We start from the raw sequence: 16,061 nt of genomic DNA on the forward strand, positions 1-16,061 counted from the left end.
CAAATGGACAACAGAAGCCAGGACCAGCGCCAGGTGCGCAACTTCATCGGCGGCGAATGGGTCGCCGCACGCGAGACCATGAAGGCGATCAATCCCGTGACCGGGGAAGCCATTGCCAGCCTGCCCAAATCCAGCGCGGAAGAGGTCAACCAGGCCGTCGCCGCCGCCAAAGCGGCCCGTTCATGGGCGCAGGTGCCGGTTTTCCAGCGCGCCGCTTTGTGCGTCGCCATCGCGTCGGCCATCGATGCCAATCGCGACCGGCTCGCCCGCACGCTGTCGCTCGAGCAAGGCAAGATTCTCAAAGAGGCGACAGGTGAAGTGACGAAAGCCGCCGACGGCTTCCGTCTCGCTTCCGAGCTCGTCAAGCAGATGGGCGGCTCGACGCTGCCGACCGAGGATCCGACCAAGCTCGCCATGACCATCCGCCAGGCCCGCGGCGTCTATGGCGTCATCACGCCGTGGAACTTCCCAGTCAATATCCCGGTCGAATATCTCGCCCCCGGCATCGCCACCGGCAACACCATCGTCTGGGTGCCGGCGCCGACCACATCGCTCGTCGCCGCCGAATTGATGGCGGTGATCGCGGAAGCGGGACTGCCCAAGGGCGTCGTCAATCTGGTGATCGGCGAAGGCGCCACCGCCGGCGATGCGGTCGTGACGCATCCCGATGTCGTGGCGATCGGCTTCACCGGCAGCGCCGCCACCGGCCGGCGCATCGCCGAGCGCGGCGCCGGCAAGCCCTTGCTGCTCGAGCTCGGCGGCAACGGCCCGGTGATCATCTTCGCCGATGCCGATCTCGAATTGGCGGCCGATGCCGCGGCGGGCGGCGCCTTCTTCAATGCCGGCCAGGTCTGCGCCGCGACGGGCCGCGTTCTCGCCGAGGCCTCGATCGCCGACAAGCTCGGCGACATGCTGGTCGAACGCGCCAAGAAACATGTGCTGGGCGATCCCTTCCACCAGGGCACGACCATGGGGCCGCTCAACAACGCCAAGGTGGCGGCCAAGGTGAAGGAACATGTCGACGACGCGGTGGCCCAAGGGGCGCGCGCCGCGGCGGGCGGCAAAGCGCGGCCCGATCTTGGTGGTCAGTTCTATTTCGAGCCGACCATCCTGACCGGCGTCACGCCGCAGATGCGCGTCGCGCATGAGGAGACCTTCGGCCCTGTGGTGCCGGTGATCCCCTTCAAGGATGCGAACGAGGCGCTGTCGATCGCGCTCGACACCGATTACGGACTGAGCGTCGGCATCTTCACCCGTGACATCGCGCGAGGCATCGAGATTGCCAAAGCCATTCCCGCCGGCATCGTCAACATCAATGCCGGCAGCACCTATTGGGAAATCCACCTGCCCTTCGGCGGTGGCAGCGGCACCAAAAGCGGCATCGGCCGGCTCGGCGGCATGCATACGCTCGAAGCCATGACCGAGCTCAAGATGATCACCATCACCCACAAATCCGGAGCCTCGAAATAATGTCCGCCCAAGCGACCCAGACCAGTCCCAGGGAGCTCGCGGCCCTTTTTGCCCAACTGGCCGATGAATTGATACCGGGCGATGACACCTGGCCCTCCGCCGCGAGCATCGGCGTGCAGGGCATCATGCTGCTGCGCTTTGCGGAAGAGAACGGCGAGAAGGACGTGTTGCGTCTCACCGCAGCCCTCCTCGCCGCCGGTGCCCCCTTCACCGGCAAAAGCGAAGCTGAGCGCCGCGCCATCGTCGAGGCACTGGCGACGCAGGAGCCCGATCTCTTCGACCGCATCCGCTCCGCGGCGGTCTTCGCCTATTATGAAAGCCCGATCGTCGCCGAAGCGATCCGCCAGTCGGGCCGGCCCTATCAGATGAGCCCGCACAAAAGCGGCTATCCGCGCCAGCGTTTCGACATCGAGCGCGACAGACCGAAACATGCGCGCGGCGCCTATGTGCCGACCGACCGGGTGAAACGCATCGATATCTCCTCGCTCGATCTCGCCACCAGCCGCACCGAAAATTGGGGGCTCAAGAGATGACCACGCAACGCGTCTGTGACGTCCTCATCATCGGCGCCGGCGCCACCGGCTCGCTGGCAGCCCTCGTCCTCTCCCGCGCCGGCCTCGATGTCGTCTGCCTCGAGCAGGGCTCCTGGGTCGAAGCCAAGGACCATCCCCAGCTCCATGCCGACTGGGCCTGGCAGCGCCGCACCATCTGGAATCCCGATGTCGCCAAAAGGCGCCATCCCGACGACTATCCGGTCAAGTCGGACTCGTCGCAGATCCTGATGTGGAACGGCGTCGGCGGCTCGACCAATGTCTATGGCGCGATCTGGCCGCGCTACCGCCCGTCCGATTTCCGCAAGGGCACAGAGCACGGTCTGCAGCCCGATTGGCCGATGAGCTACGAAGACCTGGCGCCTTTCTATGAGGAAGCCGACCGCCTGGTCGGCGTGTCGGGTCTCAATGGCGATCTCGCCATGCCGGCGCGCCCGCCTGCGCCCACCGGCCCCTTGCCGCCGTCGAAAGTGTCGAAGCGGCTTGGCGATGCCTTCGACCGGCTCGGCTGGCATTGGTGGCCATGCGAGGCCGGCGTCATCTCGGAAGACTATGACGGCCGTCCCGCCTGCAATGGCTGCGGCTCGTGCAGCGGCTGCCCGCGCGGCTCGATGAGCAAATATTCGATGTCGATCGTTCCCAAGGCGCTCGAGGCCGGCACCGAATTGCGCATCAATGCGCGCGTGCTGAAGATCGAAAAGGGTGCCGACGGCCGCGCCACAGGCGCGCTCTATATCGACCGCAATACCGGCCACACGCATATGCAGAAAGCGCGTGTCGTGCTCGTCGCCGCCAATGGCGTCGGCACGCCGCGTATGCTGCTCGCTTCCGACAATCTCGCCAACAGCTCCGACCAGGTCGGCCGCAACCTGCTCCACCATACGCTGGTGGCGGGCGAGATGTTCGTCGACGAGGCGGTCGACGGCCATACCGGCTATGTCGCTTCGATGATCTCGCGCGAATTCGCCGAGACCGACATCTCGCGCGGCTTCGTCAACGGCTTCAACTTCAACTGCATCACCTCGACCGGCTCGGCGGGCGAGACCGCGGCCGGCTGGTTCTCGAGCTCCAAGGCGCCCTGGGGCAAGGACCATCACAAATGGTTCGAGCGCCATTTCGGCCATGGCATCGGGGTCTTCGCCATTGGTGACGACCTGCCCAATCCCAACAACCGCGTGAGCCTGCACAAGACGCTGACCGACGAGGACGGCGTGCCGGCCGCCGAGACGCATTATGCGCCGGGTGAAAACGACAAGCGCATGATGAACTACATGCTCGACCGCATCGAGGACATCTTCAAGGCGGCGGGCGCCTTCGAATATCATCTGCAGGACTATCGCGATGCGGAAGGTGTCTACCGCACGCCCGCCTGGCACATGATCGGCACCTGCCGGATGGGCGCCGATCCCGAGACCTCGGTCGTCAACAAATGGCATCAGAGCTGGGACGTGCCCAATCTCTTCATCATGGACGGCAGCGTGCTGGCGACCGGCGGCGTGGTCAACCCGACGCCGACCATCTCGGCGCTGGCATTGCGCTCGGCCGCTTATATCCGTGACAATTTTGCCGAGCTCACGCGCACGACCAAGGCGGCGGAGCTGACGTAGCAGCCTGAAAATCCCCCCTTCTCCCGCCTGCGGGAGAAGGTGCCCGAAGGGCGGATGAGGGTGTTGGTTCAATTTTGCGACAACCCATCAGGAATCCCGACGCCACCCGGTGCTTGCAGCATCATAGAAGCTGAGAAAACACCCTCATCCGGCCTTCGGCCACCTTCTCCCGCAAGCGGGAGAAGGGAAAACCTTTGCAGTAGCGGATATTGGTAGGGGGCTCTTGCCTAAGCCTCTCCGGCGTGTCACCTGTGGGCCGAAATCCAGCCTAAAAGAGGTGCCAAAGTGACACGTACATTGAACCAGCCCTTGGGCGGCAATCAGATGCCGCGCTTCGGTGGCCCGGCCACCATGATGCGCCTGCCGACACAGGTCGGCACCGAGGGGCTCGATGCCTGCTTCGTCGGTATCCCCATGGATATCGGCGCCTCGAACCGCGCCGGCACGCGCTACGGGCCGCGCCAGATCCGCGCCGAATCCTGCCTCATCCGTCCCTACAACATGGCGACGCGGGCCGCCCCCTTCGACAGCCTGATGGTGGCCGATATCGGCGATGTCGCCATCGACACGTTCAACCTGCCGAAATGCATGGACATCATCACCGATGCCTATCGCGGCATCATTGCCAATGGCTGTAAGCCTCTGACGCTCGGCGGCGACCATACGCTGACCTATCCGATCCTCCGCGCCATGGCCGAGAAATACGGCCCCGTCGGCCTCATCCATGTCGATGCCCATGCCGACATCAATGAGAACATGTTCGGCGAGAAGATCGCCCATGGCACGCCGTTCCGCCGCGCCGTCGAGGACAGTCTGCTCGACACTAAGCGCTGCATCCAGATCGGCCTCAGGGCCACGGGCTACGCCGCCGATGACTTCGACTGGCCGCGCCAGCAGGGCTTCCGCGTCGTCCAGGCCGAGGAATGCTGGCACAAGTCGCTCACCCCTCTGATGGAAGAAGTGCGCAAGCAGATGGGCGATGGCCCGGTCTATCTGAGCTACGACATCGACAGCCTCGACCCGGCCTTCGCGCCCGGCACCGGCACGCCGGAGATCGGCGGCCTCACCACCATCCAGGGCCTGGAGATCATCCGCGGCGCTTACGGCCTCAACCTCGTCGGCGGCGACCTCGTCGAAGTGTCGCCGCCTTACGATCCGAGCGGCAACACGGCGCTGACCGGCGCCAATCTCCTCTTCGAGATGCTCTGCGTGCTGCCGGGCGTGAAGCGCCGGGCCTGACCTTCCGCTGTTGTTCCGCTGTTCTTTTGCAGCGGACTCAGCAGGGGATTTGCAGCGGATCTGCAGGGATCTACAGGGATTTGGGCTTCGCTCCTGAAAGCAGCGGAGCCCTTTCTCTTTCGTGCCACCGCCTTGACTTCGTGAACTCATAGGCAAGACAAGCCCACGAAGTGAAGAGAATTCGGAGGCGTGTGATGAGCGACGACAAAACTTCCTCTCCGGGCATCGGCTATCGCCGGCCGCCAGTTGGAAAGCGTTTCCAGAAAGGCCAGTCCGGCAATCCGTCGGGACGGCGCAAAGGCAGCCGGAACAAGCCCCGACAGGAAAAACCACAGAAGCCGTTCGACATGCTGGTCAGCGAGGAAGCCTATCGCCTGATCGACATCGATGAGGATGGCAGGGACGTCGCAATGCCAATCGCCCGCGCGGTGATCAGATCGCTCATCGCCGCCGCGGCGAAAGGCGACCTGCGCGCCCAGGCCGCCTTCCTCAAGATGGTGAGCGACAGCGAGACAGATGCTGCATCCGGAACGGACGACTTCGGCACATTCGAACCCGACGCTTCGGAGCCGAGGGAGGTGATCTTCAGGATCGTCGATCCCGTGCCGCCGAAATAGTGACTGAATATCCTTTCCCTCTCCCGCATGCGGGAGAGGGAATCATTTTGCCGGCGGCAGCTCTACCAGGAGTACCGCAACCCGGCATTGCCGGTGATCGCCTCGAAATCCTCGGCGAACTGGTAGTTGGCGCGCAGGAAGCCCGACCAGCCTTCGGTCGCGGTGACGCTGAAGCCCAGCGAGATGTCGCCGAGCGTCTCGATCGTGTCGTCCGACACGCCGAAGTCACCGAGGCCCGCCGCCGAGACCGTCGCATCGTTGCTGCCGTTGAACTCCTGCCAGACGCTCGCCGTCAGGTCCGACGAAAAGATCATCTCATTGCTGGCGGTGTGGTCATAGCCGAGCTTCAGGCCGAGCCGGCCCTTGACGCTGGTCTCGCTGTCGAAGTCGACATCGGCACCGCCGACTTCGGCGTCGTCGATATCGGCGTTGACGATAGCCAAGGTGGCCTGCGGCTCGACGAAGGCGCCCGCACCGCCGCCGATCTTGTAGCCGGCATCGATACGGCCGCCGAGATTGATACCGTCGGTATCGCTGTCATCGGCACCCAGGTCATCCTGCTCGATGTCGATCGACAGGAAGTCGGCCTTGACGGTCACATCGGCATAGAACGCATCGTTCAGATAGGTGGCGTAAGCACCGATGGTCGGGCCGTCATAGGTCCACTTGCTGTTGGTCTCGCTGAACTTCAGCGTCGAGCTGAGATAGCCGCCGAACAGGCCGAACAGCCAGGTTCCACTGCCCTCGCCGTCCGCGGCGAAATCGAAGCCGGCGAGACCGCCATAGATCGACTGCTTGCGGTCGAGCGTATAGCCGTCACTCTCGGCATCACGGTCGAGCCAGCCACCCACCGCGTTGAACCAGAAGCCCGGTCCGACACGGCCCGCGGCCGTCGGCGCGACCGGTTCGGCGAAATCGGCGACCGGCGTCACCTGCGTGCCGTTGAGCAGCGGGCGCAGATCGGCCTGGCGCTGCGCCAGCGTACCGGTGGTCTGGTGCCAGATATCCTGGGCGCCCGAGAGACCGGCCGCCATCTCATAGGCCCCGATGCCGATGCCTGAGGTGAAGAGCTCGTACCAGTTCTCTTCGTCGTTGAATCTCAAGTCCCAGGCGAAGAGACCGGCATGGACCGGGCCATCGAGGCTGAAATTGTCGGGGCCGGTATCGCCGTCGATGACCTTGACCACCGGAATGCCGATCAGATTGACGCCCGACACGCCGACGACATTGACCGCGATGGTGGTGGAGCTTTCCTCATCGACATTGCCGATGATCTCGAGGATGTCCGATTCACCGGCCACGCCGGCGCCGAGCACCGCGTCGACCGCCAGATAGCCATCCTCGCCAGAGTAGCGCAGAGGGTCATCGAACTCGTTCATGATCTCGCCGCGCATCCGGAGAGTATCCCCGACCGCGCCGTCGGCCAGCCAGACGAGGCCGCCGTTATTGTGGAACTCCTCGAGATCGAGAAGCTCGGTCGTCTCATTGGCCTGCGCGTCATTCGCCGCCACCAGCACGCCTTCATTGAAAACGCGGTCGGTGTCGAGGCCGAATTCATTGCGGCCGCCGGCGGTGTTCCAGACGCCGTAATTGTCGAGATCATCGTCGTTTTCGGCGAAACGCAGCACACCGGTGATGATGCCGTGATTCTCGATCACCGTATCGCCGCCATAGGTCGTGATGGCAACGGCGGTCGAATCGCCCGACAGAGTCCTGACCGAGCCGTAATTGGTGATCCAGATATCCTGATTATCGTCGGAATCAACATCGATCGCGGAATATCTGCCCTCGACGACACCGCTCTCTCCTATCGTGATCCTCGTGTCGCCGGATCCGTCATTCTCGGCGTCAATGCCATCCTCCTCGCCGGTTACCCTGCCATTGACGGTGATGGTGAGATCGCCGTCGCCATTGTTTTCGACATTGATGCCGTCATCGCCGCCGCGAACAACGCTGCCGGCATTTGTGGTGATCGTGAGATGGGTACCGTCACTTGAATTTTCCGCTTCAATGCCGTTGTCCTCGATCCCGGTCACCGCGCCGTTGACGGTGATCTCGAGCTTGCCACGACCATAGTTCTCCGCGTCGATGCCATCGCTGGCCCCGACGACCACGCTCTCAGCGCCGGTCCTGACGGTAAGATTGACACCCCTGACACTGTATTCGTTTCCGTCATAGCTGCCGTTCTCGGCAAATATTCCGTCATTGTCCAACCCGGTAGCCTGGCCATCGACCGTGATGTCGAGATCGCCGTCGCCGCGATTGCGCGCGTAGATTCCGCTGTCGGAGCCGGTTATCACGCTCTGCGTGCCGGTGATGATTGTCAGATTGACGCCGTCGGAGGAGTTCTCGGCCTCGATGCCAGCGCCGCTGCGGCCGGTGACTTCACCTTCGGCGGTGATCTCGAGATCCCCGGAGCCGTCATTGCGGGCTTCGATGCCGTCGTTACCGCCAGTGACGCTGCCCGCGCCGGTGGCGATCGTCAAATCGCGTCCGTAATTGCGCGCATAGATGCCGTCACTGGTTCTCCCCGTCACCTCACCGCTGACCGTCACCGAGACATCGCCGGCGCCGTCATTGCGGGCATCGATGCCGGCGGCGCCGGTGATGGCGCCGTTCGTATCGATGACGATCCCGCCATCCTCGCCGACCTCGCCTTCCACATTGCCCGTCGCATGGACGACGAGGCCGGTGCCGTTTTCGCTCGTGATCGGCGAGGCGTTGGTGTCGATATAGCTCAGCTGGCCGTCGCCGGTGATGATGATGCCGTGCTCGACCCCCGTGGCGGTTACGCTGAAGCCGGCCACCGTCGTGATGGCGGCGCTGTCGATATTGAGAAAGCTCAGCGTCGCATTGGCGCCACTGCAGGAATAGCTCGACGCCACCGGGTCGGGCGCGCAGGCCGCCTCGGCCTGGCGGCCATAGCTCACGAGCGGCGCCACGGTCAGGACCGTCGTCAGAGCCAATCGATTGCGAAATGCGCGGCTTGCACGTTGCGCGCGAGAAGCATCCGAAGATGCCGTCCAGGTTTTCCGTATCACGTACCGCCCCCCAAAAATATGCACTGCGGCGCAAATCGGCGCCTATTGGCGGACAGGATTAAACTGACATTGGATTACTGCAACAGAAATTTTGGGTCCGCGCGCCATTTTGCCACGGAAGCGATCACATTTCCGTTGGCGAATTCCCACACTTGATTCGATCGGACGTATCTGAGGTTGTGATGCAGAACATTGCAGCGGTGAAGTTATTCACCACGCATAACGCAACCCGGCATTGCCGACGACCGCGTCAAGATCCGGCGCGAACTGGTAGTGGCCGCGCAGGAAGCCCGACCAACCCTCGGACGCCGTCATGCTGAAGCCGAGCGACAGGTCACCGATCGTCTGGCCGGGATCGTCCGCCACTTCCGTCGCCGGAAAATCGATAGCCGTGATGGTGGCGTTGTTGTCACCCGAGAAATCCTGCCAGACGCTCGCCGTCACATCCGATGAATAGACAACAGAATTACCCGAGGTGAAATTATGCCCAAGCCTCAGGCCGAGACGCCCTTTGACACTGGTGGCGTCGTCGAAGGCAACCGCGCCGCCGAAGATGTCATCGATATCGTCGATCTCGGTATGGAGAACCGACAGCGAGGCCTGCGGCTCGACGAAGAGACCATGCGCGAGGCCGATCTTGTAGCCCATATCGAGCTGGCCACCGAGATTGATCGCATTGGTGTCGGCCTGGCCCGGCCCCAGATCGTCGGCATCGATGTCGATCGACAGGAAATCCGCCTTGACGGTGAGATCGGCATAGAAGGCTTCATTCAGCCAGGTCGCATAGGCGCCGAGCGCGGGGCCCTCGAAGTCCCATTCGGTGCCGGTGGATTTGAATTTGAGATCGGAGGTGAGGTAACCGCCGAACAGGCCCAGGAGCACCGTGTCGCCGAGAGTATCCGTGGCGACGTCGAAGCCGGCGAGACCACCGAACACCGTCTGCTTGCGGTCGAGGGCAAACCCGTTCGTCTCGGCGTCGCGCTCGAGATAGCCGCCCAGCGCCTTTAACCAGAAGCCCGGGCCGACCCGGCCGGCGGCGGTCGGCGAAACCGGCTCGGTGAAGTCGGCGACCGGCGTCACCTGCGTCGCCTGGATCGTCGCGCGCAGATCGGCCTGGCGCTGCAACAGCGTGCCGGTCGTCTGCTGCCAGATGTCCTGGGCGCCGGTGATGCCGGCGGCGAACTCATGAGCGCCGGCGCCGATGCCCTTGGTGTAGAGCTCATAGACGCTGGAGCAGCCGCATTCGTCGAGGCGCAGGCCCCAGGCGAAGAAGCCGGCATTGAGCACACCGCCTTCGAGCACGAAATTGCCCTCCGTCGCATCGCCCCCCACGGTGATGAGCGCGATGCCGTCATAATTGACGCCGGCCAGCGCCGTCACATTGATGGAGACCGTCGTCACGCCGCTGACATTACCGGCGATGAACAGGCGGTCGGCTTTGCCGTCTTCGCCGGCGCCGAGGGCTGCGTCGAGAGCGACGCGGCCATTCTGGCCGACATAATCATGACCGTCATAGGAGCCGATGAGCAGTGCGTCGCCCGCCTGCCCGTCGACCAGCGTGATCAGTCCCGAATTGTTGAGGACTTCGAGATCAGCGATCTCGGAGCGCTCCTCGACCGCGGCATTGTTGGCGGCGATCAGCGTGCCCTTGTTGTTCAAGACGTCATGCCCGCCGAGGAAATCGCTCCGGTCGAAGCCTTCGACGCTGCCGCTCGTGTCCCACACACCCAGATTGGTGAAAATATCACCTTCGTCGTCGAACTGGATCGTGCCGATGATCTTGCCGAAATTGTCGATCCTGGCGGGGCCGCCACTCGCCTCGATGGCGCGATCATAGGACTTGCCCGAGAAATTGCGGATCTCGCCGTAATTGGTGATCGCGATGTACTGTCCGTCATTCGAACGGGCGAGAATGCCGGTATAGCCGCCTTGCACGAGGCCGCCGCTGCCGACTCTTATGACGGTGTCTCCCTGACCGCCATTATAGGCGAATATGCCGTAGTATTTTTCCGCGCTGACCTCGCCCCCGACGGTGATCTCGAGATCGCCCGAGCCCGCATGTAAGGCATGGATACCGGAGGCTTTCCCCTTGATCGAGGTTCCCGCCGCGCTGGTGATCGAGAGCGCGCCGCTATAGGAGCTGTTCCGGACTTCGATGCCGCGCCAGCCCCCGATGACATCGCCCTGGACGTTGATGATGAAATCACCATCGCCCTCATTGCTTCCCTTGATACCGTAGGATTTTCCTTTGACGAGACTTCCGGCCCCGGTGGTGACGGTGGCCCCGCCGCCGCCCTCGAGATTCTCGACGACGATACCGGAGCGCCCGGTGCCATAGACCTTGCCATTGGCCGTGATGCTGAGCCCACCGGCGCCCTTGTTGATGCCGACGATGCCGTCGGAGCCCGAGACCTCGCTGTTGACGCCGGTCGTGATCGTGGCCGAGCCCTCGCTGTTATAAGCGAAGATGCCGTCGCGCTCCTGCTGGTCGCTGTCGCCATTGCCGGTGACCTTGCCATTGGCGATGATCTCGAGCCCGCCGCCGCTCGAATTCTGGCCATAGATGCCGCGGGCGCCGGTGATCTCGCTTCCCTCGCCGGTCACGATGATAAGCTTGCCGTCGCCCTTGCCGGTATGGATGCCCTGGAGCGCGGTCGCCGTCTCGCTCGTCACCTGGCCATTGGCGGTGATCTCGAGATTGCCCGAGCCCTGATTGCGGGCATCGATGCCGATGGCATATCCGCTGATCTCGCTTCCAATCCCGGTGGTGACGACGAGCTTGCCGCCGGCAGCGGCGTTGCGGGCAAAGATGGCCTTGCCACCGGTCGAGGAAACCTCGCCGTCGGCAGTGATGACGATATCACCCGATCCCATATTGATGGCGTTGAGGCCGCCCAGATGGCCTTTGACCGTGCCATCGGTCGTGATGGTGATGGCGCCTTGTATGTCCTCGCTATCGCCCTTGACGCGGATGGAGAGGCCCGTGCCGTTATAGCCGCCGTCGACAAGCGCCGCATTCTCGTCGGTGAAGCGCATGTCGCCATAGCCATTGAGGAGGATAGCGTCGTTCTCAGCCTCCAGCTTGAAGCCGGGCGCCGTGACGACATGGACATTGTCGATGCCGGACAGATCCTGGGTATCGGACGTCTCGCCGGAGCACAGCAAGGTCACCGGGTCGCAGCCGGCGGCATGGACCATGCGGCCATAGCCGAAAAACGGCGCTACGGTCAGGAACGTCGTCACGGCGAGACGGCGGCGGAACAGGTTCTTCGACTTCACATTATCCCCCAGGCGGATTCCGGATTTCCGCCAAGGAGGTAACGCGGGCAAATCGCCTCGCTCAAGAACGGGTTGCAATGCCCCCAAAAATAGTCAGACGGCCAGCGTTTTCATGCAACCACAGGTCAGATCACCAGGCGTAGCGCAAGCCCGCGGCGCCGGTGATGGCGTCGAAATCCTCGGCGAACTGGTAATTGCCACGCAGGAAGCCGGTCCAGCCGTCGGGCGCCGTCACCGCGAGGCCGAGCGAGACGTCGCCCATGGTCTCGCCCGGATCGTCGGAGACATCGCTCGCCGGGGTCAGCGGCGCCAAGACGGTAACATTATTGTCACCGCTGAAGGACTGCCAGACGCTTGCCGTCACATCGGGCGTCAGCAGCAGACCGTCATGCTCATAGTCGGCGCCGAGACGCAAGCCTAAGCGGCCGCGTACGCTCGTCTCATCCTCGAATTCGACCGACCCACCGAAGATGTCGTCGATATCGTCGATCTCGGTGTGGAGCACCGACAGTGACGCCTGCGGCTCGATGAAGGCACCATGGCCGAAGCCGATCTTGTAGCCGAGATCGATCTGACCTCCGATATTCGTCGCATTCGTGTCGGCTTCCGCATCGGGCGCCAGGTCATCGGCGTCGATATCGATGTCGAGGAAATCGGCCTTGACCACCAGATCGGCATAGAAGGCGTCTTTCAGATAGGTCGCATAGGCGCCGATCGTCGGGCCGTCATACTTCCACTCCGTATTGGTGGAGTCGAAAGTGAGCTTCGAGGTGAGATAGCCGCCGAACAGGCCGAACAGCAGCGCGTCGCCCTGCCCGCTCACATTCTCGGTGCCGAAATCGAAGCCGGCAATGCCGCCGAACACGGTCTGCCTGCGGTCGAGCACGACATTGTTGTCGGTGTCGCCGTCGCGATTGAGCCAGCCGCCCACCGCCTTGAACCACAGGCCGGGTGTCACGCGCCCGACCGGCGTCGGGTCGACCGGATCGGCGAAATCGGCGACCGGCGTCACCTGTGTGGCACCCAGCAGCGGCCGTAGATCGGCTTGGCGCTGCAGGAGCGTGCCGGTCGTCTGCTGCCACATATCCTGGGCGCCGGTGATGCTGGCGGCGAATTCGTAAGCGCCGGCGCCGAGGCCTGCGGTGTAGAGCTCATGGACGACATCGCCGCCCTCTTCGACACGGCGCAGGTCCCAGGCGAAGAAGCCGGCATTGAGCACACCGCCTTCGATATTGAAGTCCTCCTCGAGCGAATTGCCGCTCACGATCACCACCCGAATACCGTCGATATTGGGGGCGCTGCCGATCGGATTGGTGAGATTGACGACGAGATTTGTCGTTCCGCTTGCGTCGCCGTTGATGATGAGAAGATCCGACTTGCCGGGCACTCCCGGCGCCAGGAAGGCGTCGACGGCGAGCCGTCCGCCATAGCCCACATATTTGGCGGCTGGACCAACGCTGAAGCCATCATTCTGCAGGCCATCGACCAGCGATATCGTTCCCGAATTGTTAAAGGCCTCGAGATTCCAGAGAGTCGTATTCTCAAATTCGGCGATGCCATGGGCCGCCTGCACCAGGCCGGCATTGTTCACGACATCATTGCCTGCGCCGAAGTCGGAGTTGTACGCCGTGAAGACGCCGCCCGTCAGATTGTCGAGCCTGTCGTCCCCACCGGTCAGATCGACACGACCATTGATCACGCCGATATTGGTGATCTCCGCGGGCGCTCCTTTGACATTGATCGCCATCAGATTGGTGGCCGTGATCAGGCCGGCATTGTCGACGACCGTCTTGCCGCCCGTCGAGGCCACATCGATGCCCGCCACCATGCCTTGGACGCGGCCGGTCGCGCCGACTTTGATGTCGGCACCTCCGTAACCAAAATTGCGGGCATAGACACCATTTTCGTCCACCCCGCGGACGTCGCCGTCTACCGTGATGTCGATGGCGAGATCATTCTCGTCAAAGGCTTGTATGCCGGTTAGGCCACCGGTGACCCGGCTTCCTGCCGAGGTAGCGATCATGACCCCGCCGCCGGCAGTCGTCGAGGTGGCATGGATGCCGGTGCCGTCCATTCCTTCGACGACACCGCGCACAGTGATCTCGGTCACGCCGGTGCCGCGATTAGTGGCGATGATGCCGCCGCTCTGGGCCTCGACGGTGCTCGTGGCCTCGACGGTGACGATGAGATCGTCAGCCGTGTTTTGATTGCGCGCCATGATCGCATGGCCGGCGCTCGCCGTGACGTCACCGGCAACCGAGATGATGAGATCACCGCCGGCGTTGCGGCCGTGAATGCCGTAGAACGCTCCCGAAACGTCACTGCCGGCCCGCGTGGTTATCTCGAGCCTGTCGCTCGCCAGCCCATTGCCGGCATCGATTCCGTAGAAGCGTGCATTCACCCGCCCGCCGACATCGATCTTGGCGTCACCTGCCGCGTTGTTCAGAAGACGGATGCCGCCATCTCCCTTGAGATAGCTGCCCGCACCGGTCGTAATGGTGATATCGCCGGCGTCACCGAAGTTACGGCCATAGACGGCGACGCCGCCCCCGTTCTGGGCCGTGACATTGCCGTTGGCCGTGATCGTGAGATCCCCCGCGCCCTTGTTCATGCCGGTGATGCCGAAATTGAAACCGGCTACGGTGCTGCCGGCGCCCGTGGTGATCGTCATATCGCCGCCACCCGCGGCGCTCAAGGCGTAGATACCCATGCCTTCCGTGCCGGTGACCTTGCCATTGGCGATGATCTCGATGTCGCCGGTGCCGATCATGCGGCTATCGATGCCATTCTGCTGGCCTTTGACATCGCTCGCCGCGCCGGTGGCGATCTTCAGATCGCCGCTCGAGAGATTGCGGGCATAGATGCCGTTGCGATCCGTCCCGGTGACCTCGCCATTGGCGGTGATGGTGAAATCGCCGCTGTCATTCCGGCCACCGATGCCGTCATAGCCTGTGACCTTGCTCTGCGCACCCGTGGTGACCGTGGCGCCGGTGCCGGCATAATTGACGACCCAGACACCATTCTGGACCGTGCCCGTGACGTCGCCATAGACATTCACATTGAGAGCGCCGCGGCCGATATTGCGCGCCTCGACACCATCATAACCGCCTTTGACGACACTTCCGGCGGCGATGGTGACGGTCACATTGTTGGCGGTGGAATTGCCGAGCGCATAGACGCCTTCGCGGACCATCCCGGTGACATCCCCGTTCACGGTGATCGCGAGGTCGCCCGTACCGTCATTGCGGCCGATCATACCGAACCTGCTGCCGGTGATGACGCTGTCCGCCCCCGTGGTGATGGTCAGGTCTCGGCCGGTCGTGAAGGCGTGCATGCCGTCCCCATCAATCGCCGTGACCTTGCCATTGGCATTGACGAAGAGATCGCCGGTGCTGGAGCTGCGGGCATCGATGCCGAACCTGTCCCCGGCGATGTCGCTCTGGGCCCCGGTGTTCACGGTCAGATCGCGCCCGCTCGCGCCCGCACCGGCGAGTATGCCGGAGCCATTCTGGCCCGTGACCTTGCCGTCCGCCGTCACCACGAGGTCGCCGGTGCCGTCATTGCGGGCGCGGAGGCCATTGAAGCCGCCGGTGATCGTGCTGTTCACGGTGACGGTGACGGTGCCGGGGGTGGAGCCGGCGTCGCCGGCCGCGCTCACGCTCAGCCCGTCCTCGTCGCCGGTGATGATCGAAGCGTTCTCGTCGGTGAAACGCAGATGGCCGTCGCCGGTGATGGTGATGCCGTTGCCGACGGGCGCGATGACACTGAAGCCCGGCGCCGTCGAGACATCGGCATTGTCGGCGGTGATGGCCTGCGTCACGACATTGGCATTGCCGGTGCAGACGAAGGTCGGCGACGCCGGCGCCGGATCGCAGGCGGCATAGGCGGTGCGGCCATAGCCGAAGAACGGCGCCACGGTGAGGATGGTCGTCAGGGCCAGTCGGTTGCGCAACTGCCGCGTCCCCGACTTGCCGCCTTGCCCCTTTTGCGGCGTTCCCAGCGAACTCATTCTACCCCCGTCCGTCCCAGCCTGTTTCTTCTTAAACAATTACAGGGTCAGGGGATTTCCGGGCCTCCCATTTGAGGGGTGCGGCGCTTACATCACGAGGTTTTGCAGCGAGGTTTTGGGGCTGCGACAGGCCTGCGGAGCATGGAGAGCTATCGCATAGATACTATGTGAGAACAGAAGTCCTCCCGCCTTTCCCTTCGCCCGTTGCGAAGCAATGGGAGAAGGTAGCCGAAGGCCGGATGAGGGCT

8 protein-coding genes are annotated in these 16,061 nt (G+C 63.4%); 5 read left to right on the plus strand and 3 right to left on the minus strand.

Annotation, left to right across the window (positions count from 1 at the left end):
• The first annotated feature begins 3 nt into the window (after window positions 1-3).
• The 5 genes from JHL16_RS18560 (at window position 4) to JHL16_RS18580 (ending at window position 5,484) form a co-directional block, all read left to right on the plus strand.
• Window positions 4-1,470, plus strand: a complete 1,467-nt coding sequence (locus JHL16_RS18560) for an aldehyde dehydrogenase family protein (protein WP_200186341.1) — start codon at window positions 4-6, stop codon at window positions 1,468-1,470.
• Window positions 1,470-2,003 (plus strand): gluconate 2-dehydrogenase subunit 3 family protein, encoded by a 534-nt coding sequence (locus JHL16_RS18565; protein ID WP_200186342.1) that lies wholly within the window; start codon window positions 1,470-1,472, stop codon window positions 2,001-2,003. The genes JHL16_RS18560 and JHL16_RS18565 overlap by 1 nt, the downstream gene beginning before the upstream one ends.
• Window positions 2,000-3,628, plus strand: a complete 1,629-nt coding sequence (locus JHL16_RS18570; RefSeq protein WP_200186343.1) for a GMC family oxidoreductase — start codon at window positions 2,000-2,002, stop codon at window positions 3,626-3,628. Before JHL16_RS18565 ends, JHL16_RS18570 begins: the two co-directional genes overlap by 4 nt.
• Before the next feature lie 324 nt (window positions 3,629-3,952).
• Window positions 3,953-4,867, plus strand: a complete 915-nt coding sequence (gene speB, locus JHL16_RS18575; RefSeq protein WP_210346062.1) for an agmatinase — start codon at window positions 3,953-3,955, stop codon at window positions 4,865-4,867.
• 194 nt (window positions 4,868-5,061) lie between these two features.
• Window positions 5,062-5,484 carry a DUF5681 domain-containing protein gene (locus JHL16_RS18580; protein WP_200186345.1) on the plus strand — a complete coding sequence of 141 codons (423 nt, stop codon included), beginning with the start codon at window positions 5,062-5,064 and terminating at the stop codon, window positions 5,482-5,484.
• A 62-nt stretch (window positions 5,485-5,546) separates the two neighbouring features.
• Here the strand turns inward: JHL16_RS18580 and JHL16_RS18585 are convergent, their stop codons facing one another.
• The 3 genes from JHL16_RS18585 to JHL16_RS18595 form a co-directional block, all read right to left on the minus strand.
• A complete protein-coding gene (locus tag JHL16_RS18585; protein WP_200186346.1) occupies window positions 5,547-8,450 on the minus strand; it encodes an autotransporter outer membrane beta-barrel domain-containing protein in 2,904 nt (967 codons plus the stop codon).
• A gap of 285 nt (window positions 8,451-8,735) precedes the next feature.
• Window positions 8,736-11,804 (minus strand): autotransporter outer membrane beta-barrel domain-containing protein, encoded by a 3,069-nt coding sequence (locus JHL16_RS18590; RefSeq protein ID WP_200186347.1) that lies wholly within the window; start codon window positions 11,802-11,804, stop codon window positions 8,736-8,738.
• Window positions 11,805-11,934: 130 nt separating this feature from the next.
• The gene (locus JHL16_RS18595) at window positions 11,935-15,813 is read right to left on the minus strand and encodes an autotransporter outer membrane beta-barrel domain-containing protein (protein WP_200186348.1); all 3,879 of its coding nucleotides are present in this window, start codon (window positions 15,811-15,813) and stop codon (window positions 11,935-11,937) included.
• Window positions 15,814-16,061: the final 248 nt, after the last annotated feature.

Source organism: Taklimakanibacter albus, from assembly GCF_016595235.1.
Lineage (GTDB): Bacteria > Pseudomonadota > Alphaproteobacteria > Rhizobiales > Aestuariivirgaceae > Taklimakanibacter > Taklimakanibacter albus.

What these genes read in the sequence shown, in the direction of transcription:
- JHL16_RS18565 (WP_200186342.1), top strand. Translation starts at nt 1,470, where the DNA reads ATGTCCGCCCAAGCGACCCAGACCAGTCCCAGGGAGCTCGCGGCCCTT.
- JHL16_RS18570 (WP_200186343.1), top strand. Translation starts at nt 2,000, where the DNA reads ATGACCACGCAACGCGTCTGTGACGTCCTCATCATCGGCGCCGGCGCC.
- JHL16_RS18560 (WP_200186341.1), top strand. Translation starts at nt 4, where the DNA reads ATGGACAACAGAAGCCAGGACCAGCGCCAGGTGCGCAACTTCATCGGC.
- JHL16_RS18595 (WP_200186348.1), bottom strand. Translation starts at nt 15,813, where the DNA reads ATGAGTTCGCTGGGAACGCCGCAAAAGGGGCAAGGCGGCAAGTCGGGG.
- speB (WP_210346062.1), top strand. Translation starts at nt 3,953, where the DNA reads ATGCCGCGCTTCGGTGGCCCGGCCACCATGATGCGCCTGCCGACACAG.
- JHL16_RS18580 (WP_200186345.1), top strand. Translation starts at nt 5,062, where the DNA reads ATGAGCGACGACAAAACTTCCTCTCCGGGCATCGGCTATCGCCGGCCG.